A 25575-nucleotide genomic window follows, 5' to 3' on the forward strand; every position below is an offset into this window, starting at 1 on the left:
AAAAATTAATTATTATTTTAAAATTGGTTTAAACAATTCAACAAATTAAGGAATTTTGCTAATTATGAGTCCCCTTGACCAAGTATTAGCGGCCGCACGTTCGCTCGAAGCCTGCGGTAAAGTACCGAGCCTTGCCTTAATTAAAACCCGTTTAGGTAGTAGCCTACCTTTACCTATATTGATCCAAGGCTTACAGCAATTTAAATCTATGCCTAAGGCAGATCGCGAGCGTTTAGCTGAGTTGCAAACTATCAGCCCTACAACTGACGTTCCCGCAACTAACGATACCTTAACCCTTGCTGTGCTCGCCGAGCGCATGCAGATGCAACAGGCGTATTTTGAACGTCATGCTGAGCAGCAAAAAACAGAAATAATGCAATTAAAAAACGAACTGCTTGAACTTAAACAACGCATCAACTTATTAGAAATCCAAGGAAAAACAGCTTAATGTTTGTCACTGAACTGCGCTTCGAATGCTTCGCCGACACCACGATATCTGCCGCCGAGAAGGCCATTAATCAGCTCCTTGAAGCCTATCGAGCTAATGGCCAAATCTTAGGACGAGAATTTGCGGTCGCCTTTAATGACGGTGAGTTTAGAGTGCGTTTATTGATGCCAGAGAAAAGCAGTTTAGCGCACAAATATCACAGCCCTTGGGTCAAAAAAGCCTTAGTAGAATTAACCGACGCTAAACTACTCGCGCCGCGGGAAAAGTTTATTGGTCAGGATATCAATTCTGAAGTAAGTAATACCGAAACACCCAGCTGGCAACTGCTATACACCAGTTTTGTGCATATGTGCTCGCCCCTACGCAGCGGCGACAATTTATTGCCCATTCCCCTGTACCGTATACCCGCAACCTTTAATGGCGATCATAAACGTATTATCCGTTGGCAGAGCGAATGGCAAGCCTGCGACGAGCTGCAAATGGCGGCGGCCACTAAGGCAGAATTTGCCGCGCTAGAGGAATTATCGAGTCCTGACAGTGATTTATTTCGCAGAGGTTGGGATTTGCGCGGTCGTATCGAATATCTCACTCAGATCCCGACCTATTACTACTTATATCGCGTTGGCGGCCAAGATTTGGCCTCAGAAAAAACACGACCTTGCCCATGTTGTGGCAGTCATGATTGGAAACTCGATGAACCTTTATTGGATATGTTCCATTTTCGCTGCGAGCCTTGCCGCATAGTGTCGAATCTGTCTTGGGATCATCAATAACATCTGTTTATCCCCTTGCAAAACTCAACCTAAAATAAGCCACGCTTAGGTTGAGTTAATACCTAGGTTAATAATAAAAATGTCGCTCACAGAAGTTAACGTTTACCGAAAAGGTTTTGCCACATACGTTTAAAACTGGCGAAAATACCAGGATGTTCTAATGCGGGCATAGGTAGTTCTTCATGTTTAACGGGTGGTGCTATCCGTGGCGATAATGCTTCAATAAACGCAGTCAAACTCGAGGACAATTGCTCAGATTGCACTTCACCAGGGATTTCAATCCATACGCTACCATCACTGTTATTGATGGTGAGCATTTTATCTCCCTCATCTAACAGACCGATAAACCAAGTCGGTGACTGCTTCAGTTTTTTCTTCATCATCAGATGACCAATCAAGTTTTGTTGCAGGCAGTTAAAATCGTCATCATTCCAGACTTGCAGTAACTCCCCCGTGCCCCACTTAGAGTCAAATAATACTGGGGCGGAGAAATAATGACCGTAAAAATCATTGATCTCTGGCCATAAAGTTAACTCCAGTGCATGCTCTACATTGGCGAAACTGCCTTCAACTTTGCGTTTCACTGGCTGCCAAGAAACGGCCTGTTCAAGATCCGGTTGAAATTCGCCTTGAATACACACAGAAGGCTCACCCTGTGGGTAATAACGCGGTAGTTCACCTAAACTCGTTAAGTAAGCTTGATGATAGTTTTGCAAAAATTTATCGAGTGCGGGCAGACAAGACACTTAAGCACAATCCAATTTCAGGTATAATGTGCGCCTATTTTGACATGGAAACAGTATTGATGACACAGAATCACGATCCCTATAGTGATGCGCAAGCGCTTGTTGGCCTGACTTTAGGTAAAGCCACAGACTACCAAGCCGAGTATGATGCGTCGCTGCTGCAAGGGGTTCCACGCTCACTAAACCGTAATGCTATTGCACTCACTGGGACGTTACCGTTTCATGGTGCCGATATCTGGACGGGTTATGAGCTGTCTTGGTTAAATGCCAAAGGTAAGCCTATGGTGGCCATAGCTGAATTTCATTTAAGCTATGAAAGCCTGAATCTGATTGAGTCGAAATCGTTCAAACTGTATCTCAATAGCTTTAATCAAACCAAGTTTGATAGCCTAGATTCACTGCAAAAAACCTTAGTGCAAGACTTAAGTCAGTGTGCTCAAGGTGATGTTAGCGTTAAGATTATCGAGCCAAAAAGCTTTGGTATTCAGCGTATTATTGAGTTACCAGGCACTTGTATTGACGATCTCGATATTGAAGTCAGCGATTATAGTTTTAATCCTGATTACTTAGTTAACAGTACAGACGATAAGCAAACGGTCGCGGAAACGCTTAATTCAAACCTGCTGAAATCCAACTGTTTGATCACTTCGCAACCCGATTGGGGCAGCGTGATGATCCGTTATCAAGGCCCTAAAATCGATCGCGAGAAACTGCTGCGCTATTTGATTTCTTTCCGCCAACATAACGAATTCCACGAGCAATGTGTCGAGCGAATTTTCGTCGATTTAAAACGTTTCTGTCATTGCACTAAATTGACGGTTTACGCCCGCTACACGCGTCGCGGTGGTTTAGATATCAACCCTTATCGCAGTGACTTCGAGCAACCTGGCGAAAGCCACAGACTCGCAAGACAGTAATGACCTTCTTAGGCTATTAGATTAACAATCTGAGATAGAAAATAAGGTTTAAAAACTGCAACAAAGCTCTGAATCGCTAGCCCTAGCTGCTCGCTATATTCAGAGCTTTTTTATTCACAGTGTTTGCACTCGCATTGAGCAATAAACGCCGTAGCCATTGATGGCTCGGGTTTTGGGTATATTTACTGCTCCACACCATATACAAATCAATTGGCCTTGTTTTCAGGGGCATAGGTAAAATCTGTAAGCCGAACATCTCAGCGTACTGACTGGCGTAACGCAAAGGCGCTATGCCTATCGCCTCACTTTTACCGACAGTTGCAAACATACTCAATAGAGATGATTGCTCACTGTACATTTTGCGCCTTGGTAACACGCCTTCGGTAAACAAATCCCCTGCAGTCAAATTAAAACGCCTTAGATTCAAAAAGACGTGTTTCTCCTCAAAATACTGTTCATGGCTAATGACACCTTGAATACGAGGATGCTGCCGACTGACGATACAAACTAAATTTTCGGTAAAGAGCAATTTGCTCGAGAGCAAACTTTGCTGCGCGGGCTTAATGTCTATGGCAACGGCGACCCGCTCAAGCAAAATATCGCGATATAGCTCATCCTCCTGCGGCGGCGACTCGCGGAAAATCACTTCAATATCAGCAGTCTGTAACAAAGCCTGCACGCCTGATTGCAGCGCTTCGATAACCGACTCATTAGCATATACATAAAAGCGCCGCTGGCTCGTGTTGGGATCAAAATGCTCAAACCCCAGTAATACGGTTTCAATATCCGCCATGGGCTGCTCAAATTTACGGTACATCTCCCGTGCCACCGATGTAGGCTCAATTCCCCGTCCAACTCGATTAAACAGTGACTCCCCGACCCAAGCCCTGAACCGGCTTATCGCATTGCTCACGGAAGACTGAGTTAAATCTAACTCCTGTGCCGCTTGGGTGAATGAACGAGTACGGTAAACCACCATAAACACGCGTAATAAATTTAAATCTAATGGCTTTCGTGTCGGCATAAGGGAGTGCACTCATTCACTATATGAATATTACAACCCAAACTAACTCGAGTTATCTAAATACACAAGCTGGCTATACTCAAACCATCAACGACACTATCCCACTTTTCGGTAGGTAAAATAATGCAAAAATCTTTGATGACAATGAGTATTATCGCAAGCTTCTCTTTAAGCGCCGTGGCCGCTGAACACGAGCATGAACATATCAGCCTGCACTATCAGGGAAAGCCTGCCACCGAGCAAACCATTGCGGTAAATAAAACCTCAGCAGCAAGCCTTAATTTTGCTGACAAAAAAGCCTTTGAAGAGTTTTCTAAAAATCTTATTGCTGAACTCGATGAACCAACAGCAGCCATTTTACGTGCCGATTTCAGCTTTATTGGCGACAAAACTCCAGACACAGTAAACCCTTCACTTTATCGCCAAGCTCAATTGAATATGGTGTCTAACGGCTTATACAAGGTCACAGATGGCATTTATCAAGTGCGTGGCACAGACTTATCGAACTTAACCCTTATCCGCGGTAAAACGGGTTGGATCCTTTATGACGTGCTGCTGACCAAAGAAGCGGCAAAATTATCCCTCGAGTTTGCGCTAAAACACTTGCCCGAGGGCAATAACTTACCCGTAGTCGCGATGATTTATTCCCACAGTCATGGAGATCATTTTGGCGGCTCCCGCGCAATCAAAGACATGTTCCCAAACGTCAAAGTCTATGGTTCCAATAACATCACCAAAGAAATTGTCGACGAAAATGTGCTTGCCGGTAATGCCATGAGCCGCCGCGCCGCCTATCAATACGGCGCAACATTAGAGCGAAACGATCAAGGCATTGTCGATGCCGCACTTGCTAAGGGATTATCCAAAGGCGAAGTGACCTACGTTAAACCCGATGTCACCTTAAATGCCAAAGATAAGTGGGAAACACTCACCATTGATGGCATCGACATGGTGTTTATGGATGCATCAGGCACAGAAGCCGCCTCGGAAATGGCCACCTATATTCCCTCAATGAAAGCATTGTGGACCGCTGAGCTCACCTACCACGGCATGCACAACATTTATACCTTACGCGGGGCAAAAGTTCGAGATGCGATAAAATGGTCTAAGGATATCAACGAATTACTGACTCATTTTGGTAATGATGCACAGGTTATATTCACTGCCCACTCAGCCCCCGTATTTGGCAATACTGATATAAACCAATACTTAAGAATGCAAAGGGATAACTATGGCCTAGTGCATAATCAAACCCTGCGTTTAGCCAATAATGGCGTGGGTATTCAAGATATTGGCGATGCGATTCAAACCACTATCCCTAAGGCTGTGCGCGATACTTGGTACACCAATGGTTACCATGGCACCTACAGCCATAATGCCAAAGCCGTGTACAACATGTACCTTGGCTATTTCGATATGAATCCCGCCAACTTAAACCCACTACCGACAAAAGATGAAGCGACGAAATTTGTGGAGTATATGGGCGGTGCCAAAGCCGTAGTGAAACACGCCAAAGCCGACTATGCCCAAGGCGAGTACCGTTTTGTGGCCACCGCACTCAATAAAGTCGTGATGGCAGAACCTAATAACAAAGAGGCAAGACAATTACTTGCCGATACCTATGAGCAACTGGGTTATCAAGCCGAAGGTGCTGGCTGGCGCAACATTTACCTCACTGGCGCCCAAGAGTTACGCGTAGGCATTCAACCCGGCGCGCCTAAATCGGCCTCTGCAGATATTTTAGGAGAAATGGACATATCGACCCTATTTGACTTCCTCGCCGTAAAAGTCGATAGCCTCAAAGCTGCTGAACTTGGGCTAATCAGGCTTAATGTGATTAACCCCGACACCCAAGAAACGCTCTATGTTGAACTAAGTAACGGTAATTTAAGCAATATTAAGGTTGATAAACCGATGGAGGCCGATGCCAATCTTTATATTGATAAACGCTATATTACGGGGATTTTACTCGGAAAAGTCACACTTAAAGAGTTACTGGCTAAGGGTACTGCCAAGTTAGAGGGTGATAAAGATGCCTTCGGTAAGATAGCGTCGACCTTAGTAAAGTTCGATGAAAGCTTTGAAATCGTCCCACTACCAAGCGCGAAATAACCAAATCAACGCCCTGAATCTTCAGGGCGTTTTATGGAAAAATTACACTAGCACTAACCATTCTGACACTTGGCGAGTCGTGTTCTGTAAGCAAAAGAGTGAAGTACGGATAGCCATTTGCACGACATGTTCTCTCGTGCAATCTTTAAAGGCCAGATTAAAGTAAGATAATTAATTCGCAGACTCTGGCGTTGGGACTGAAGTTTTGCACTCAAGCAATAACTGCTGAAAATGCGCGCCTAAGTCTTGCTGGGCAAATTGCTCGCTCGCGGTCACCATTTGCTTAAGGCTTTGTAAGGCTTGATCTAAACCTTGTTGCTCGATAAGACTTTTAGCATAGGCCGCCGCATCGGCGCCCTTTTGTAGCAAGCTCGCGACCTGATCAAAACTGATGTCTTGCTCCATTACTTTCTGTAAGTCACCCAGCAGTTCTGCCACTTTAGCCGACTCCACCAGCGAACCTTCAACATTGACTAACTTACCCAACGGATCTTGGCTGAGTTTTCCAGCCACACAGGCCGAAACTGTGCCTGCTGCCGCGCTTTGAGCCACAACATCTAAGCCATTGGCACGAATTTGCTCAACCACTTGCTGCAACTGTGGATCTTGGGCTAACCAAGCCTGCTCCAATTGCTGCTTTTCATCGCCACCAAAATAACCACAACCAGATAGCAACACCATCATAGTGGTAGGTATTAGGCACTTAATCCGTTTCATTGTTAAACCTCATTTATTTCATTCAAATTCAAAATATTATAGGCGTGACTATACCCAGCAATGTTTAACCGAAGATGAATAAGACAAGTTAACCATAATCGGCAAGTAAGGCTTCTATGCTGCTCAGTTGCGCCGTTAGCATTATGGAAATCTCGGTGTTACCAGCATGCCCTAAGCTCACGGCAAAACGGTACTCCTCGGTCAAACGCCCAAAATAGATTTGCCAATACAATGAACTTGCATCAATGGTTTGCAGCGGGATATTAGAATAGACACTCAGCAAAGGCGCCACGCCATAGAACGGCATCAACGCTGCATCTTGGCATCTAAGCTCAACCGATCCGGCCACCAATTTATCGAATGGCTTTAGATCAAAGCCGAAGGATTTAAGCGACTGCGCTAAACCTAGACCTGTCGCCTTGATATAGGACTCCTTTAACGCCCATAAATCGAAAAAGCGCTGCCGTTGACTCGCTTCATCGACAAGGGTCAACAAAGCCGCAGTTTCTTGGGCGGAAAAATAGTGATTTAGGATTGGATAGATATCCGTCTTCGGCCGCGATCTTTCAATATCGACCCCAAATAAACCAGACTCAACACCATGAAACTGAGTCACACCAATCAATAACCAATCGCCGCTATGGCTTAAGTTAAACTCAAGCCCTGTTTGCTGTTGCAATTTTGCCGTTAAACTCGGCTTACCCTTAGCGCCATATTCAAAACACCACTCGTGTGGCAATAAATCCGCATAGCGAGATAACACGGCCCGCAACGCTGCCCTGACCTGTAATCCCTTCATTTGCGCCTTGGGATCGCGATAACGTGCGACCTTAGCGAGTTCATCATCACTTAACCAAGACTGAGCGAGTGATGTTTGCGGCAATGAAATATCGCTCAGTGGAATAAAAAATAGATCCACATTCACGCCGTTTTTGCTAGATGTACTGGAGTCGGTCATTTGAGAGCCTTGCAGGACAAAGCCTTGCGGCTGATGGTTATCATTGTCTGGCTTTTTGGAGAGCACTTAGCAACATTCTTATCTGGGTTCATCATTATTTGAGTTCATTATGCATCTTAAATAGTTTCAACTAAGCCCTATTTCAATTCTTAGCCACGCTCTAATAAGAGCAATTCTTAGAACGACTCTAAACGCCATCCTAGCCGCAAATTTTTGCTGCAATTGCGCCAAGGTTTTGCGCCCAAATTAATAGGTTTAGCCGCACAGTCTCATTCATGACGAAAGGGACGTAAGCCAATATTGGGCTATTTTACCCCGCGAACTCAAAAAAGCGGCCTTTATCGATCCTAAAAATTTAACTCTTCCACCATCAAAGTATTAAAAAGCCCAAGCGGTCAGTAAAAACCCAACATAACGCACAGAAAATACCATTACTCAACGAAAGCCAATAAATTCCAGTCCCAGATGATTGTATCGACCCGAAACCTCAGGTAATCTGCATCCCCATTAAGTGATGCAGATGATAAGTACAGGTTTTACGATAAGTGTCACTATGTTCGTCAAGAGTGCCACAGCTGACTCAGCCAAAATGGCTTCTCAGTCCCAATAGATTATGTCGGATGATAATTATTATTAATGGCAGCTCGCGACTCTCAATCTAAAGCGCCGTCTTACGCCCCCAAGAGCACGACTCAAGCGGCGAAAAAAGACAGCGCACCTCGGCATCGCAACGCCACCACCACGCCTGAAATGCGACTCTTTATCCAGCAATCGGATCTGAGCGTCAGCCAGCTGGCAAAAATTTTAAATATTACTGAGGCAACAGTCCGCAAATGGCGGAAGCGTGAGTCCATTAGTAACAGTTCGAACACGCCCCATCACCTCAATACCACGCTCACGCCGATGGAAGAATATGTGGTGGTGGGATTACGCTATCAACTCAAACTCACCTTAGATAGATTGCTCAACGTCACCCAAACCTTTATTAATCCCAATGTGTCGCGCTCCGGCCTTGCCCGTTGCTTAAAGCGCTATGGCATATCGCGGCTCGATGAATTTGAAGCACCGCAAGTCCCCGAACGCTATTTTAATCAATTGCCTGTGACGCAAGGCAGCGATATCCAAACCTATACGGTCAATCCAGAAACCTTGGCTAAGGCGCTCGCATTGCCGAGTACCGACGGCAATACTGTGGTGCAAGTGGTCTCTCTCACCATACCGCCGCAGCTCACTGAGCAAGCGCCAAGCTCAGTACTATTAGGCGTAGACACAGCAAGTGATTGGATTTACCTCGATATTTATCAAGACAGCAATACCCAAGCGACCAATAGATATATCGCCTATGTCCTCAAACATGGGCCGTTTCATTTACGAAAGTTGCTCGTTCGCAACTATCACACCTTCTTAGCCCGTTTTCCCGGTGCCCATGGCACGCCAAAGACAAACGCGGCTGGATCCCAAAACAAGGTCACCGTATCTAGGTCGACCCGTGGAGACTCTTTATGAGCCATACCCCTTCTGTACCTAATTCAGCAACTGATTCTACGAAAGAGTCAAAAAAAGATAAACGACTCAACAAACGTTTAAAAGATATGCCCGTTGCCATCGTCGGCATGGCCAGTATCTTCGCCAACTCGCGTTATTTAAATAAATTTTGGGATTTGATCAGCGAAAAAATCGATGCCATTACTGACATCCCAGACACCCATTGGCGCGCCGAAGATTACTACGATGCAGACAAAAGCAAAGCCGATAAAAGCTACTGTAAACGCGGTGGTTTTTTGCCTGAAGTCGACTTTAATCCCATGGAGTTCGGTCTACCGCCCAATATTTTAGAGCTGACAGATACCTCACAACTGCTGTCGCTGATTGTCGCCAAAGAAGTGCTTGCCGATGCCAATCTGCCCACCGATTACGATCGCGATCGTATCGGCATCACGCTAGGCGTGGGCGGTGGTCAAAAAATCAGTCAGAGCTTAAACTCGCGCCTGCAATATCCAGTGCTTAAAAAAGTATTCAAAAGCAGCGGCCTGAGCGATGAAGACAGCGAAATGCTGATCAAAAAGTTCCAAGACCAATATATCCACTGGGAAGAAAACTCTTTCCCTGGATCGCTCGGCAACGTGATTGCAGGCCGTATAGCCAACCGGTTTGATTTTGGCGGCATGAACTGTGTGGTCGATGCTGCCTGCGCGGGCTCGCTTGCCGCTATGCGTATGGCGTTGACTGAACTGACCGAAGGTCGCAGCGACATGATGATCACAGGCGGCGTCTGTACCGACAACTCGCCGTCCATGTACATGAGCTTCTCAAAAACGCCTGCCTTCACTACCAATGAAACCATTCAACCCTTTGATATCGATTCAAAAGGTATGATGATCGGCGAAGGTATCGGCATGGTAGCGCTTAAGCGCCTTGAAGATGCCGAACGCGATGGCGACCGGATTTATGCCGTCATCAAAGGCGTTGGCGCCTCATCGGACGGTAAATTTAAGAGTATTTATGCGCCGCGCCCTGAAGGCCAAGCTAAAGCATTGGAGCGCGCTTACGACGATGCCGGTTTTGCCCCGCACAGCATTGGCTTAGTTGAAGCCCATGGCACGGGCACTGCCGCAGGTGATGTGGCTGAATTTAATGGCTTAAAATCGGTATTTGCCCAAGGCAACGACACCAATCAACATATCGCGTTAGGTTCAGTGAAATCCCAAGTGGGCCACACAAAATCCACCGCAGGTACTGCCGGGGTGATAAAAGCCGCGCTGGCACTGCACCACAAGGTATTGCCTGCGACCATTAACGTTAGCAAGCCTAATCCAAAACTGAATATTGAAAGCTCGCCATTCTATTTAAATACCGAAACTCGCCCATGGTTCCAGCGCGCCGATGCAACGCCGCGCCGTGCAGGCGTGAGCTCCTTTGGTTTTGGCGGCACCAACTTCCATCTCGTATTAGAAGAATACAAACCTGAGCACAGCCGTGACGAGCAATATCGTCAGCGCAGTGTGCCGCAGACACTATTGTTTGCCGCAGCCAATAAAGCCGCGCTGCTTAGCGAGTTAAAAGCTGCGCTGAGCCAAAGCGTGAACACGAACGCGAATAAGAGCAGCGCTGCGAGCCTGAACGCTATCGCTCAGCAATATCCGCTGCGCCCGCTGGCAGACGCAGATGCCCGTTTAGGTTTTGTGGCTAAGGATATCGCACAGCTGCAAGCTCAGTTAAATCAAGCCATCTCTCATCTAGAAAGCAGTGCGCATTTAGAAAGCGGGCACCTAGAAAGCAATGCAAGCGAGGCGTGGCAGTTACCTTCTGGGATCAGCTACCGCGCAAAAGCTTTAGTTGCTAAAGATGAATCAAAGAAAGTAGCCGCCCTGTTTGCTGGTCAAGGTTCACAGTACCTCAACATGGGCCGCGAACTCGCCTGCCATTTCCCAGAAATGCGCCAGCAAGTGATGGCCAGCGATAAAGTATTTGCTCACCACGGTCAAACTCCGTTATCCAATATCCTCTACCCTATTCCGGCATTCGATGCCGATGCGGTTAAAGCCCAAGAAGCGGCGCTGACCAATACTATGTTCGCCCAAAGCGCCATAGGTGCGGTTTCAATGGCGCAATATTCGCTATTAACTCAAGCAGGTTTTGCCCCCGATATGGTGGCGGGCCATAGCTTTGGTGAATTGTCAGCCCTTTGCGCGGCAGGTGTGATTTCGAGTGTTGATTACGTCGAACTGGCCTTCGCCCGTGGACACGCCATGGCGCAAACGCCAAATGATACTGGCGTTCAAGTCGATTTAGGCAAGATGTTTGCGATTATTCTTAAGCAAAAGAATGATATCGATGCGCTCAATCGCTGTTTAGCCCAGTTTGATGGCGTTAAAATTGCCAACTACAACGCGCCGACGCAATTAGTCATCGCAGGTGGCACAGAGCAAACTCAGCTGGCCGCTAAAGCCATTAGCGAACTGGGCTTTAAAGCGATTGCCCTGCCTGTCTCAGGCGCGTTCCATACCCCATTGGTTGGACACGCACAAAAGCCATTTGCCAAAGCCATTGATAAAGCTAAATTCAGCGCACCTTCAGTCGCACTTTATGCCAACGGCACGGGTCAATTGCACCCAAGCGATGGCAAAGCCATTAAAGCAGAATTTAAACAACACATGCTGCAATCGGTTCGCTTTAGCGAACAACTGCAGGCCATGTATGACGTTGGCGCCCGTGTGTTTGTTGAGTTTGGCCCTAAGAACATATTGCAAAAGTTAGTTGAAAATACCTTAGGCGAACACTTAAATGAGCTTTGCCTTGTCAGCATGAACCCGAATCCTAAGGGCGACAGTGACAGTCAATTACGCTTAGCCGCAGTGCAACTCGCGGTAGCCGGTGTGGCGTTAACTGAAGTTGACCCCTATCAAGCCATTACGTCTCAAGAGATTGCAGAGCGTGAAGCGCCATCAGCAATGAACATCAAACTCACCGCCACTAACCACATTAGTGCTGCGACCAAAGCTAAGATGGCCAAATCCCTCGCCACTGGCAGCGTGACTAGCCAAGTGCAATATGTGGATCGCATCGTTGAAACGGTTGTCGAAAAAGAAGTCGAAAAAATTGTTGAGAAAGAAGTCATCGTCGAAAAAGTTGTTGAGAAAATAATAGAAGTGGAAGCGAATCAAGTGGCAGCTGTTGAAATGAAACAAAAACTCCTAAGCGTTACGCAAGGCTTAAGCAATCAGCAGCAAGCGACGGCGCAGTTAAACCCAGGCACACCAAACGTCAGCAGCGATGCGTTAACCGCATTTTTCAGCGCACAATCTCAAGCGGCGCAGTTACATCAACAGTTTTTAGCCATCCCGCAGCAATATGGCGATACCTTCACGACACTGATGACAGAACAAGCCAAGATGGCAAGCCAAGGCATTGCAATCCCAGAAAGCCTGCAACGCTCAATGGAAATGTTCCACCAGCATCAAGCGCAAACCCTGCAAAGCCACGCCGAATTTATGCAGCTACAAAGCAGTAGCAGCCAAGCGGCCTTGGCGATGTTAAACAATGCGCCGATTAACTTTACCCCAGCGGTTGCTCAGCCACGAGCAGCTGCGCCGGCTCCAGCACCTGTTGCTGCAACGACAATGCCACATAATGCTGCACCAGTAGCGGCTCAAGCTGTTGCGATGAGACCAGCAATTAACACACCTGTTGCACCTGTTGTGCAAACCGCTCCCGTTGCTCATGCGCCTGCTGCGACAGTACAAGTTGCGCCAGCAGCTCCTGCATTAGTCATGCCTGCTGTAGTGATGCCAGAAGTGACACCTGTGGCAACAGCAACGAGCGGTTTAAGCGCTGCGTTAGTACAACAAACCATGATGGCTGTGGTGGCTGACAAGACTGGCTATCCGACTGAAATGCTGGAGCTCAGCATGGATATGGAAGCCGATTTAGGTATCGATTCGATTAAGCGCGTTGAAATCCTAGGCACAGTGCAAGACGAACTGCCGGGCTTACCTGAACTCAGCCCAGAAGATCTGGCCGAGTGCCGTACCTTAGGTGAAATCGTTGACTACATGAACAGCAAATTGCCAGCGGCTGACCAAGTTGTAGTTTCTACAACAACGCCAACAACTCCTGCAGCCAGCGGTTTAAGCGCTGCGTTAGTACAGCAAACTATGATGGCAGTGGTGGCCGATAAGACAGGTTACCCCACTGAAATGTTGGAACTTGGCATGGATATGGAAGCCGATCTCGGTATCGATTCCATTAAGCGCGTTGAAATCCTAGGCACAGTGCAAGACGAGCTACCAGGCTTACCAGAGCTCAGTCCAGAAGATTTGGCTGAGTGCCGTACCTTGGGTGAAATCGTTGACTACATGAACAGCAAATTGCCAGCGGCTGACCAAGTTGTCGTTTCTACAACAGCGCCAACAACTCCTGCAGCCAGCGGTTTAAGCGCTGCGTTAGTGCAACAAACTATGATGGCAGTGGTAGCCGACAAGACAGGCTACCCCACTGAAATGCTGGAACTCAGCATGGATATGGAAGCCGATCTCGGTATCGACTCCATCAAGCGCGTTGAAATCTTAGGTACAGTGCAAGACGAACTGCTAGGTTTACCTGAGCTCAGCCCAGAAGATTTGGCCGAGTGTCGCACCTTGGGTGAAATCGTTAACTATATGAACAGCAAACTGCCAACTGCGGGATCAGTTATCGTAGCAACTCATGTGACAACTGCCGCGCCTGCCGCCAGCGGTTTAAGCGCTGCGTTAGTGCAACAAACCATGATGGCTGTGGTGGCCGACAAGACAGGCTATCCCACTGAAATGCTGGAACTGAGCATGGATATGGAAGCTGATCTAGGTATCGATTCCATCAAGCGCGTTGAAATCTTAGGCACAGTGCAAGACGAACTGCCGGGCTTACCTGAGCTGAATCCTGAAGATCTGGCCGAGTGTCGCACCTTAGGTGAAATCGTTGACTACATGAACAGCAAACTACCTGCGGTTGGCTCGATTTCAACTACAACAACAGCGCAAGTCACTGTTACCGCTACAATAAATAACGGCTTAAGTGCTGCACTTGTCCAACAAACCATGATGTCAGTAGTGGCCGACAAGACGGGCTATCCCACTGAAATGCTGGAACTCAGCATGGATATGGAAGCCGATTTAGGTATCGACTCCATCAAGCGCGTTGAAATTTTAGGCACAGTGCAAGACGAGCTACCGGGTTTACCTGAACTCAATCCTGAAGATCTGGCCGAGTGTCGCACCTTAGGTGAAATAGTTAGCTATATGCAAGGTAAGCTAGGCCAAAACGCGGTAAGCCAGAATGCCGCGCCAGTTAGCACTGTCGTTCAGCCTGAACCTACTATCGATTTACCGCCACACAGTGAGGTAGTGCTAAAAAAGTTGCCAGCGGCGGCTGAGCTAACGCAACTATCGTCAAAGCAATCGTCAAAGCAATCAGCGCAACAAGCTGTGACACGAACTTTCGCTAAAGATGCCTGCATTATCATTAGCGATGATGGCCACAATGCTGGCGTACTTGCCGAAAAATTGCATGCTCAAGGTCTAACGGTTGCGGTTGTGCGCTCGCCTGAAAGCCTTGTGGCCAGTGCATCACCGCTCAATAGCCACATTGCCAGCTTCACATTGGCGGCGATTGACGATGCCAACATTGGTGCAGTAATTAATGAGATCAAAAGCTTAGGTACGGTTGTAGGCTTTATTCATCTGCAACCACAACATAAAACCTCAGCAGATACTAAAGGTTTAGTGCTGTCGAATGCCGCCAAGGCATCCGTCGAGCAAGCATTCTTGTTCGCCAAGCACTTACAACCGTTTTTAACAACAGCAGCAACCGCCAATACTGGTAGTAGTTTTATCAGCGTCAGTCGTATCGACGGGGGTTTTGGTTATCTTAACCACAGCCAAATTGCCCGCAGCGAGTTAAACCAAGCAGCATTGGCAGGTCTAACGAAAACCTTGAGCCACGAGTGGCCAAGCGTGCATTGCCGAGCCTTAGATATCGCGCCAGCACTTGATGCCAAGCAACTGGCCAATGCAGTGATCGCTGAGCTATTTGCAACAGATAAGCTATTAGAAGTCGGTGTTAGCCAAGGCGCAGCCCAAGCACTTGAGCGTGTGACCTTAGTTGCAGGCAAGGCTGATACCCGCCACGGCGCTGCAAACTTGACGAGTGCAGATAAAATACTGGTGACCGGCGGCGCAAAAGGCGTGACCTTTGAATGTGCGCTAAGTTTAGCTAAACGCAGCAAGGCGCACTTTATCCTTGCTGGCAGAAGCAGCCAACAAGCCATTCCCGCTTGGGCACAGGGTAAAAATAACAGTGAACTTAAAGCCGCAGCTATTACCCACATTCAAAGCTTGAGCGAGAAACCCACGCCAAAACAAGTGGATGCCTTAGTATGGCCAGTTCAAAGCAGCCTAGAAATTGCAGCCGCACTGCAAGCCTTTACCGCTGTGGGCGCGAGCGCTGAGTACTTAAGTCTCGATGTTAACAATCCAGATACGATCGCCAGCACGATAGTGCCGATCACCGAGTTGTCGCCTATTACTGGCATCATCCATGGTGCGGGCGTACTCGCCGATAAACATATCCAAGACAAAACCTTAGATGAGTTAGCACGGGTGTATGGCACTAAGGTCACAGGTATAAGCAATCTACTTGCCGCACTGGATTTAGATAAATTAAAACTGATTGCCCTATTCTCTTCGGCGGCGGGTTTTTACGGCAATACTGGCCAAAGCGATTACGCCATGTCCAACGACATACTCAACAAAGCCGCACTGCAACTGGCGCAGCAACTGCCAAATGCCAAAGTGATGAGCTTCGATTGGGGTCCGTGGGACGGCGGCATGGTGAATCCTGCGCTGAAAAAGATGTTTATGGATCGCGGTGTTTATGTGATCCCGCTAAAGGCAGGCGCTGAGTTATTTGCTAGCCAATTACTGAGCAACACAGGCGCACAATTGCTGGTCGGTACTGACATGCAAGGCACAGTTCCAAGTGACGAGCAAGCAACTCAAGGTAGCAATCTAAAAAAGCCTGAAGCGGATCTGACCACTGACGCGTCGGATCCGCATGCTTTGCCTAAAGCTGTAAAACTAAAGCGCACACTGGACCCTAAGGCAATGATCTTTATTGAAGATCACTGCATTAACGGTAATCCCGTATTACCGACTGTGTGCGCGATTCAGTGGATGCGTGAAGCCGCCTTTGATGTGCTCAAGCAGCCTGTCAAAGTGCAAAGTTACAAGCTATTGAAGGGCATTATTTTCGACACTGCCGTGTTACAAAATGGAGTGTTAGAAAGTGAAGCGCCCATCACGCTGGAACTTGAACTTGCACCGATTGCGTTAACGGATAAAGCCGCGAAAGATTCTGACGAGTGCTTGAGTGGACAATTCAATGCCTTAATCAGCTTTGAAGGTCGTCCGCAATATCAAGCCATCCTAGTCGTTGATGATGCTGTTGATGACGCGGCTAGTGAACACTTAGCCACTAACAGCAAAGCAACTGCTTTTGACGCGCAAAGCTTGGCGGGACTTTCAGTCATCACAACTGCGGGCAACCTTTACAGCGACGGCACGCTTTTCCACGGCCCGAGACTGCAAGGTATTGAGTTTGTGGTGAAGTTTGACGATGCGAGCTTAATCGCCAAGGTGAGCCTACCCCATGTTGCGTTAGCAGACTGCGGGGATTTTGTGCCTAATCTCACGCCTAAAGGCTCACAAGCTTTTGCGGAAGATTTGTTGCTACAGGCGATGCTGGTGTGGGCGAGACTCAAATATGGCGCGGCGAGTTTGCCATCAAGCATTGGGGAGTTTATCTCCCATGCGCCGTTTGCCTTTGGTGATAAAGGGTATTTAGTGCTCGAGGTGGTGAAACACTCTGGCCGTGCCCTTGAAGCCAATATCACGCTGTATCATCAAGATGGCCGCTTAAGCTGCGAGATGAACAACGCCAAAGTCACCATCAGCAAAAACCTTAACGGTGCATTCTTAGCCAACAAAGTTGTTGCTAATCAAACCGCTGCGAATAAACCCATTGAAAGCGTGGAGGCAAAAGTCGAGTGAACTTAGCCCACCCTTTAGCAACGACCCATAGCGGCCAAACTGAAACGTCGATAGCTGACACGGCTATGACTGAAAAGCTTGCCAAGCCACTGCGTATTGCAGTGTTGCTTGGCGATGCCGTCAACCTTGACTCTCACTCAGCCCAAGTATTAGAAACGTTTGCGGAACGTGAAAGAGTTCAGATTTGCGCTGCCGATGCCAACCAATCAACAGTACATGTGCCGGCAGCTCATGAACCAAGAGGGCATAAACCGTCAGTGCATGAGCAAAGGTCGCTCACTGCCTTGTTAGGCCAAGCAACAACAGCCATTGAGCAAGGCAAGCTCGTTGAACTTAAATTCAATGATGGCAATCTGCCCCAGCCTTTGACTCAGTCCCTGTATTTGCTTGATGGTTTACGCGCCGCCAAACTGCGTCTTCACGCCCACGCGTTTATTGCTGGCTTTGCCGCTGGTAATGAGGCAATAGGTGTTGCTAATGCAGCGGCGGTTGCTAATGCTGCATTAGCGGCGGCAAAGCGCAGCCCTGCACAAACCGTTCAGCATCAGCTTATCGCCAACACGCTCAACGAAGCATTTGTTGCGCTGCGCCAAGGCGTAACCGCCCTCGCCGCACGAACACAAGCGCCGCTTAAAGGCACTACTGATATAAAACAGACAAACGACACCAATCATCAAACTGGCTATTGGTTTAGCGACCAACATCAAGCGCGGGTTTTATGTCTAAATCTTGTAGCAAAGAATCTAGCGGCAACAAGATCAAACCCAGCAGATACCTTGCTGGATTCAGGCCAAGATATTTGCCAAAGCCTAGTACTGACCCAAGGCACACAAGTTATCGCGCCCAAAGCTCTTGTTGATGAAAACCGGCTGTTTGTGCCGATAAGTGGTGACAATATTGATTCACTCATCGCGCAAGTATTGCAACTAGTTAACACACTGGAAAATGGCGTAGGCTTTCGCGCTGACTTTCGCGCCGAGCAACTCAAACCTTGGTTTGAACGCTACGATGCCAACGCACCACTGGCATTAGTCTTGATGGCGGCATCGATTGAAGACCTCAAACTGGAAGCCAAAGCTATGCTTACGGCGCTTGAAAATGATGCAGTACGTCATCATGGTCAACACTTTAAGACGCCAGCGGGTAGCTGTTTCACCGCTAAGCCGCTAGGGGATGCGGGGCTGACCTTTGTATATCCCGGCGTTGGCACTGTTTACGCCAATATGTTCAATAACTTGCATGAGTATTTCCCCGCGCTGTATCACCAACTGGAGCGTGAAGGCGATTTAAGCGCCATGCTGCAATCACCGCAGATTTATGCAGCAGATGTAAAAACCGCAGCAAGCATGAGCTTAAGCCAACAAGCGATTAGTGGCGTGGGTGCCAGTTACCTATTCACTAAACTGTTGACCCAAGTCTTTAATATTAAGCCAAAAATGGCGCTCGGTTACTCAATGGGCGAAGCAGCCATGTGGGCCAGCCTAGATGTGTGGCAAACACCCCATGCTATGATCAACGCCACCGAAAATAGCGATATTTTCAACCATGCCATTTCTGGCGAGCTAACCGCAGTGCGCCGAGCATGGCAGCTTGCGGATAATGAATCCATAGTGTGGAACAGCTTTGTGGTGCGCGCCGACAGCAATGAAATCAAGGCATTATTGCCAGAGTTTCATCGTGCTTATTTAGCCATCACCCAGGGTGATACTTGCGTCATTGCAGGCTGCGAAACAAGCTGCAAAGCCCTGCTTGCCAAGCTAGGCAAACGCGGGATTGCCGCCAATCGCGTCACGGCAATGCATACCGCACCTGCCCTATTAGTCCACGGGCAAGTACAAGATTTCTATACTCAAGCACTAAAGCCTGAGGCACTGAAACCTAAGGCGCTGGAAGCGGCAGCACATGGCTCGCCTATTCGCTTTATCAGCGCAGCGCAAACTGCGCCAGTAACCGTGGATAGTCACAGCATTGGCCGCGCGATTGCCGATACCTTTTGTTCGCCACTCGACTTTAGTGCGCTCATTCAAAATGCCACTGAGCAAGGCTCAAGGCTATTTGTCGAAGTGGGCGCCGATAGGCAAACCAGCACACTCATAGATAAAATCAGCCACGCCCATGCAGGCCAAAGCACGGCAAACGAGGCAACAGTCGCCATTGCCTGCAATGCCAAAGGTGCCGATGCGATTACCAGCTTACTCAAGTGTTTAGCTCAGCTAATAAGCCACAGAGTGCCGCTGTCGCTCGCGCCGCTCATTAAGCCATTAAGTACTAATGCAGCCCCTTTATCATCAGCAGTATCACCAAAAGGAGAACCCCTGTGAGTTCTCAGCATTCCCCTACTATTGATAAAACTACCGTGCCTACCATTGCGTCAAACCGCGCATCAAAAAGTGCGTCAAAAATTGCGATTGTCGGCCTCGCGACTCAGTATCCTGACGCCGATAATCCACAAACCTTCTGGCAAAATCTGTTGGATAAAAAAGACTCTCGCACCCAAATCAGTCGCGAAAAGCTCAATGCCAATCCCGCCGATTACCAAGGTGTGCAGGGTCAGTCTGACCGTTTTTACTGTGATAAGGGCGGCTACATCCAGCACTTTGAGTTTGATGCCAAGGGCTATCAACTGCCTGAGTCTGCCTTTGACGGTTTAGATGAAAGCTTTTTATGGGCACTCGATTGCAGTCGTAAAGCCCTTCAAGACGCAGGGATTGCACCAAGCGATGCCGTACTGGCGCGCACAGGTATCGTAATGGGAACCTTGTCGTTCCCCACGGCCCGCTCCAACGAATTATTTTTGCCTCTGTATCATCAAACCGTTGAAAAGGCGCTACAAAACAAACTTAACCAAAGCGCATTTCAGTTGGCTGATTTTGGCAACTCAGTTAACGCTCTCAATGCCAATAACCAAGCATTAAACGTCGCCAATGGCGCGGTTGCCCACACAGCCTCAAAGCTGGTCAGCGATGCGCTCGGTTTGGGTGGCACTCAGTTGAGTCTGGACGCCGCCTGCGCCAGCTCGGTTTATGCACTCAAACTCGCCTGCGATTACCTAACAACTGGCAAGGCCGATATGATGCTTGCGGGCGCAGTATCGGGCGCCGATCCCTTTTTTATCAACATGGGATTCTCAATTTTCCACGCCTACCCAGATCACGGTATTTCAGCGCCCTTTGATAGCAACAGCAAAGGCTTATTCGCTGGAGAAGGCGCTGGGGTGTTAGTCTTAAAACGCTTAGAAGATGCCGAGCGCGATGGCGATAACATCTATGCCGTCGTTAGCGGCATTGGTTTGTCGAACGACGGTAAAGGCCAGTTTGTATTAAGCCCCAACAGCAAGGGCCAAGTACAAGCCTTCGAGCGCGCCTATAATGCGGCAAACACACTGCCTGCCAATATCGAAGTGATTGAATGCCATGCCACAGGCACGCCGCTTGGGGATAAGGTCGAACTCGCTTCGATGGAACGCTTTTTTGAGGACAAACTCGCAGGCTCTGCAGTGCCGCTGATCGGTTCGGCAAAATCCAACTTAGGCCATTTACTCACAGCCGCAGGCATGCCGGGGATCATGAAGATGATTTTTGCCATGCGCTCGGGTCGACTGCCGCCAAGTATTAACTTATCAGCGCCGATATCCTCGCCTAAGGGCTTATTTAGCGCTAAAAATCTGCCAACAGAATTACATGCTTGGCCCGATAAAGCTGGCAATGACCGCCGCCACGCAGGTGTTTCCGTGTTTGGTTTTGGCGGCTGTAACGCGCATTTATTGCTGGAATCCTATGCTGCCAATACAAACAAAAAGAGTGAACAACCGGCTGCTACTGTAAGTTATCAGCACACGCCATTAAATATCATTGGTTTAGCATCGCACTTTGGGCCTTTAACCTCCATTAATGCACTGGATAACACGATTCATGCTCGGCAAGATGCCTTTATCCCGCTGCCTGCTAAACGTTGGAAAGGCTTAGATAAACATCCTGAGATCTTAGCTAACTTTGGCTTGCCTGCTGTACCGCAAGGCGCATATATCGACCAGTTCGATTTTGACTTCCTGCGCTTTAAAGTGCCACCCAATGAAGACGACCGCCTGATCTCCCAGCAACTGCTGCTGATCAAAGTGGCCGATGAAGCGATTCGCGATGCTAACTTAAAGCCCGGCGGCAAGGTGGCCGTATTAGTGGCGATGGAAACTGAACTCGAATTACACCAGTTCCGTGGCCGCGTAAATCTGCACACTCAACTGGCAGACAGTCTAAAAAAACAAGGGATAACACTCACACAAGCTGAGTATCTCGCCCTTGAAAAAATCGCCATGGACAGTGTGCTCGATGCCGCCAAACTGAACCAATACACCAGTTTTATTGGCAACATCATGGCGTCACGCATCGCATCCCTTTGGGACTTTAACGGCCCAGCCTTTACCATTTCGGCGGCGGAGCAATCGGTCGCTCGCTGTATCGATGTGGCCGAAAACCTGTTGTCCCAAGAATCCTTAGATGCCGTAGTGATCGCCGCCGTCGATTTAAGTGGCAGCCTCGAGCAAGTGATCCTCAAAAACGCCATATCGCCAGTAGCATTTACTGCAACTGACACTGGTTGGAAAGTCGGTGAAGGTGCTGGCGCGTTAGTGCTCACAACAACACAATCAAGTGCAGCCCAGCCAAGTACTGCCGCTGACAATGCCAATAGCAACAGCTATGGCGACAGTTATGGTCACATCAGCGGCCAAGTGTTTGGCGCTATTTGTGACATGCAAGGTCACAGCAACACAGCGCGTATTTGCGATGACTTGTTAACCCAAGCTAAGGTGAATAGCAGCCAGATTAGCTTGATTGAAACCAGTATTGCAGTTGAGCAACTTGCCGATTCAGCGCTGGTACTCAATACGCTGCTGCCGAGTGTGGACCAGCGCAGCCAAGCCGCTGATACCATTGGCCACAACTTTGCCGCTGCGGGCATGGCGAGTATTTTGAGCGCGCTGCTTCAGCTTAAAAATCAGGTGCAGCTTAAAAATCAAGCGCAACTTAACAAGCATTCTTCTCAAGCTCAACAGCACGCGCTCGTTGCCACGTTTAGCCAAGGTAAATGCTCGCAGTTACTGCTCAGCCAAAGTGCCACGCAAGCATACAATTTGCAGCAAAGGCTTGAACAAGATTTAACGCTTTCTGAGCAAAAACACTTAATAAAACAAGTAACGCTCGGTGGCCGCGATATCTATCAGCATATCCTAGATACGCCGCTCGCAGACCTTGATGCTATACAACAAAAAGCCCAAGCCATGACAGCACTGCCAGCGCGCAGCCAACGTAAACATTTGGCCCAAATAGCGAGCAAAGACACGAATAGCTTTGCAACAAGCAGCCCAACCACGGCTCAACAAAAAGAGACATTAAGCAGCATGCCAATTAATGCCCTAAGCACCAATAAAAACGCCACTCAAGCAGAGCTAAAAGACGCGGCATTTTTAAGCAATCAGCAACTCGCCCGTGAAGCCCATTTAGCCTTTTTACAAAGCCGTGCTGAAGGCTTGAAACTAGCCGATGCCTTGATGAAAGCCCAGCTTGCCAGCGAGTTAGCCGTCAATGGCCAAGCTGCGCCAGTACAACAGCAAGCCATTGTTCAGGCATCTGCGACAGCGGTTCTTCCACATCCAGTGCTTTATCCCAATCATGCAAAAGTGCCTGAGTACACGCCGCCAACACCGATAAGCAAGCCTTGCATTTGGGATTATGCGGATTTAGTCGAGTACGCCGAAGGTGATATTGCTAAAGTATTTGGCCCAGATTATGCCATTATCGACAGCTACTCGCGCCGTGTACGCCTGCCAACCACGGACTATTTGCTGGTGTCTCGGGTAACGAAATTAAACGCTCAGATGAACCAATATCAGCCTTGCACTATGACCACTGAATACGATATTCCTGTGGATGCACCGTATTTGGTCGATGGCCAAATCCCTTGGGCCGTGGCGGTCGAATCGGGTCAATGCGACTTGATGCTGATCAGCTACTTAGGTATCGATTTTGAAAACAAGGGCGAGCGCGTTTATCGCCTGCTCGATTGCACCCTGACCTTCCTTGGCGACTTACCGCGCGGTGGCGACACCCTGCGCTACGACATTTCCATCAATCACTTTGCCCGCAATGGTGATACCTTGTTGTTCTTCTTCTCCTACGAATGTTTCGTGGGCGACAAGCTGATCCTGAAAATGGATGGCGGCTGTGCTGGCTTCTTCACCGATAAAGAACTGGCCGACGGCAAAGGCGTTATTCACACCGAAGCCGAAATCAAAGCGCGCAACCTCGCCTTGAATAATCCGAATAAACCGTGCTTTAATCCGCTGCTTGATTGCGCGCAAAACCAATTTGATTACAGCCAAATCCATAAACTGCTCGGCGCCGATATCGGTGGCTGTTTTGGCGGCGCACACGCGGCGCATCAAGCCCAATATGGTTTGCAGCCCTCTTTATGTTTTGCATCCGAAAAATTCCTGATGATTGAACAAGTCAGCAATCTTGAGGTGCATGGCGGCGCGTGGGGCTTAGGCTCAGTTCAAGGCCATAAGCAGCTCGAAGCTGATCATTGGTATTTCCCGTGTCATTTCAAGGGCGACCAAGTGATGGCGGGATCATTAATGGCCGAAGGCTGTGGTCAATTACTGCAATTCTTTATGCTGCATATTGGGATGCACCTCGGTGTAAAAGACGGTCGTTTCCAACCGCTAGAAAATGCGTCACAAAAAGTGCGCTGTCGCGGTCAAGTTTTGCCGCAATCTGGCCTGCTCAGCTATCGCATGGAAATCACCGAAATCGGTATGAGCCCGCGCCCGTATGCTAAGGCGAATATCGATATTTTGCTCAATGGCAAAGTGGTGGTGGATTTCCAAAACCTTGGGGTGATGATCAAAGAAGAAGCCGAATGCACCCGCTACCTCGCGGATAATGATGCCAGCACAGCTGACAATACGACTACAAATGTAGCTAAAAATGCTGCTTCGGCTGCGCCGCTGATGGCGCAGCTGCCAGATTTAACTGCGCCAACCAATAAAGGCGTAGTGCCGCTTAAGCATGTACCTGCGCCGATTGCGCCAGCGGATTCAAAGTACGCCAACCGCGTGCCCGATACCCTGCCGTTCACGCCGTATCACATGTTCGAATTTGCCACGGGCGATATCGAAAACTGCTTCGGCCCCGATTTCAGCATCTATCGCGGCCTAATTCCACCGCGCACGCCTTGCGGTGATTTACAGCTCACGACTCGCGTCATTGCGATTGACGGCAAACGCGGCGAGCTGAAAAAGCCCTCTTCATGTATCGCTGAATACGAAGTGCCCGCAAACGCTTGGTATTACGATAAAAACAGCCATCACGCCGTGATGCCCTATTCTGTTCTGATGGAGATATCACTGCAGCCAAACGGTTTTATCTCAGGTTATATGGGCACCACCTTGGGCTTCCCCGGCCAAGAGCTGTTTTTCCGTAACTTAGACGGCAGCGGTAAGCTGCTGCGCCATGTGGATTTACGTGGCAAAACCATAGTGAACGACTCACGTTTGTTATCGACTGTAATTGCTGGCAGCAACATCATCCAGAATTTCAGTTTTGAATTAAGCTGCGATGGCGAGCCTTTCTACCAAGGTAAAGCGGTATTTGGTTACTTCAAGGGCGATGCGCTGAAAAACCAGTTAGGCATAGACAACGGCAAGACCACTCAGCCTTGGCATGTGCAAAATGGCATAGTAGCCGATAGCCAAATCAATCTGTTAGATAAACAACATCGCAGCTTTAACGCACCAAAAGGTCAACCACATTACCGTTTAGCGGGCGGTCAACTTAACTTTATCGACAAGGCTGAAATCGTGAAAGCCGGCGGTAAAGCGGGCCTTGGCTATTTATACGCCGAGCGCACCATTGACCCGAGTGATTGGTTCTTCCAATTCCATTTCCATCAAGACCCTGTGATGCCAGGCTCATTAGGGGTTGAAGCCATTATCGAGCTGATGCAAACCTATGCGATTGACCAAGACCTTGGTGCGGGTTTTAAGAGTCCTAAATTTGGGCAGATTTTATCGGATATCAAATGGAAATATCGCGGCCAAATTAACCCATTAAACAAGCAGATGTCGCTGGATGTGCACATTACCAGCGTGACAGACGACAATGGCAAACGCATCATTATGGGCGATGCCAACTTGAGTAAAGATGGCCTGCGAATTTATGAAGTTAAAGATATCGCCATCTGTATTGAAGAAGCTTAATACGCTAAATTCTGTTTATTGAATAACTTAAAAATAATCCTG

Annotated in this window: 12 protein-coding genes; 8 read left to right on the forward strand and 4 right to left on the reverse strand. The window is 48.3% G+C overall.

Annotation, left to right across the window (positions count from 1 at the left end; genetic code table 11):
• Positions 1-64: 64 nt before the first annotated feature.
• Positions 65-448, forward strand: coding sequence for a hypothetical protein (locus L5M71_RS02955; protein ID WP_113938966.1), 384 nt, complete (start codon positions 65-67; stop codon positions 446-448).
• Positions 448-1221: a Zn-ribbon-containing protein gene (locus L5M71_RS02960; protein ID WP_263191378.1), complete on the forward strand. Its 774-nt coding sequence runs from the start codon at positions 448-450 to the stop codon at positions 1219-1221. Before L5M71_RS02955 ends, L5M71_RS02960 begins: the two co-directional genes overlap by 1 nt.
• 95 nt (positions 1222-1316) lie before the next feature.
• Here L5M71_RS02960 and syd read toward each other — a convergent pair whose 3' ends face one another.
• Positions 1317-1967, reverse strand: a complete 651-nt coding sequence (syd, locus tag L5M71_RS02965; protein WP_028760624.1) for a SecY-interacting protein — start codon at positions 1965-1967, stop codon at positions 1317-1319.
• A 59-nt stretch (positions 1968-2026) separates the two neighbouring features.
• Here syd and queF point away from each other — a divergent pair, with 59 nt between their 5' ends.
• The gene (queF, locus tag L5M71_RS02970) at positions 2027-2884 is read left to right on the forward strand and encodes an NADPH-dependent 7-cyano-7-deazaguanine reductase QueF (protein ID WP_105249734.1); all 858 of its coding nucleotides are present in this window, start codon (positions 2027-2029) and stop codon (positions 2882-2884) included.
• A gap of 82 nt (positions 2885-2966) precedes the next feature.
• Here queF and L5M71_RS02975 read toward each other — a convergent pair whose 3' ends face one another.
• Positions 2967-3908 carry a LysR family transcriptional regulator gene (locus L5M71_RS02975; RefSeq protein ID WP_263206336.1) on the reverse strand — a complete coding sequence of 314 codons (942 nt, stop codon included), beginning with the start codon at positions 3906-3908 and terminating at the stop codon, positions 2967-2969.
• Between the two features lie 123 nt (positions 3909-4031).
• On the opposite strand from L5M71_RS02975, the gene L5M71_RS02980 reads away from it, so the two are divergent.
• Complete coding sequence (locus L5M71_RS02980) at positions 4032-6020, forward strand: alkyl/aryl-sulfatase (RefSeq protein ID WP_263165799.1); 1989 nt, start codon at positions 4032-4034, stop codon at positions 6018-6020.
• Positions 6021-6191: 171 nt separating this feature from the next.
• Here the strand turns inward: L5M71_RS02980 and L5M71_RS02985 are convergent, their stop codons facing one another.
• Positions 6192-6737: a hypothetical protein gene (locus tag L5M71_RS02985; RefSeq protein ID WP_263179961.1), complete on the reverse strand. Its 546-nt coding sequence runs from the start codon at positions 6735-6737 to the stop codon at positions 6192-6194.
• 88 nt (positions 6738-6825) lie between these two features.
• On the reverse strand, positions 6826-7695 hold the full coding sequence (locus tag L5M71_RS02990; RefSeq protein ID WP_317630032.1) for a 4'-phosphopantetheinyl transferase family protein: 870 nt from the start codon (positions 7693-7695) through the stop codon (positions 6826-6828).
• 636 nt (positions 7696-8331) lie between these two features.
• Here L5M71_RS02990 and L5M71_RS02995 point away from each other — a divergent pair.
• The 4 genes from L5M71_RS02995 to L5M71_RS03010 are packed head-to-tail and all read left to right on the forward strand — an operon-like array spanning position 8332 to position 25533.
• Positions 8332-9201, forward strand: coding sequence for a transcriptional regulator (locus L5M71_RS02995; RefSeq protein WP_263206338.1), 870 nt, complete (start codon positions 8332-8334; stop codon positions 9199-9201).
• Positions 9198-17279, forward strand: a complete 8082-nt coding sequence (locus tag L5M71_RS03000; RefSeq protein ID WP_263206341.1) for a type I polyketide synthase — start codon at positions 9198-9200, stop codon at positions 17277-17279. Before L5M71_RS02995 ends, L5M71_RS03000 begins: the two co-directional genes overlap by 4 nt.
• Positions 17276-19600, forward strand: coding sequence for a PfaB family protein (locus tag L5M71_RS03005; protein ID WP_263206344.1), 2325 nt, complete (start codon positions 17276-17278; stop codon positions 19598-19600). Before L5M71_RS03000 ends, L5M71_RS03005 begins: the two co-directional genes overlap by 4 nt.
• Entirely contained in the window at positions 19597-25533 is a 5937-nt protein-coding gene (locus tag L5M71_RS03010; RefSeq protein ID WP_263206346.1) for a beta-ketoacyl synthase N-terminal-like domain-containing protein, read from the forward strand. Before L5M71_RS03005 ends, L5M71_RS03010 begins: the two co-directional genes overlap by 4 nt.
• Positions 25534-25575: the final 42 nt, after the last annotated feature.

Origin of the sequence: Shewanella sp. SW1 (genome assembly GCF_025653545.1) — a bacterium.
GTDB lineage: Bacteria > Pseudomonadota > Gammaproteobacteria > Enterobacterales > Shewanellaceae > Shewanella > Shewanella oncorhynchi.

Excerpts from the sequence above, each read along its gene's own strand:
- L5M71_RS02955 (WP_113938966.1), top strand. The coding sequence starts at position 65 with ATGAGTCCCCTTGACCAAGTATTAGCGGCCGCACGTTCGCTCGAAGCC.
- L5M71_RS02960 (WP_263191378.1), top strand. The coding sequence starts at position 448 with ATGTTTGTCACTGAACTGCGCTTCGAATGCTTCGCCGACACCACGATA.
- queF (WP_105249734.1), top strand. The coding sequence starts at position 2,027 with ATGACACAGAATCACGATCCCTATAGTGATGCGCAAGCGCTTGTTGGC.
- L5M71_RS02975 (WP_263206336.1), bottom strand. The coding sequence starts at position 3,908 with ATGCCGACACGAAAGCCATTAGATTTAAATTTATTACGCGTGTTTATG.
- L5M71_RS02980 (WP_263165799.1), top strand. The coding sequence starts at position 4,032 with ATGCAAAAATCTTTGATGACAATGAGTATTATCGCAAGCTTCTCTTTA.
- L5M71_RS02985 (WP_263179961.1), bottom strand. The coding sequence starts at position 6,737 with ATGAAACGGATTAAGTGCCTAATACCTACCACTATGATGGTGTTGCTA.
- L5M71_RS02990 (WP_317630032.1), bottom strand. The coding sequence starts at position 7,695 with ATGACCGACTCCAGTACATCTAGCAAAAACGGCGTGAATGTGGATCTA.
- L5M71_RS02995 (WP_263206338.1), top strand. The coding sequence starts at position 8,332 with ATGGCAGCTCGCGACTCTCAATCTAAAGCGCCGTCTTACGCCCCCAAG.
- L5M71_RS03000 (WP_263206341.1), top strand. The coding sequence starts at position 9,198 with ATGAGCCATACCCCTTCTGTACCTAATTCAGCAACTGATTCTACGAAA.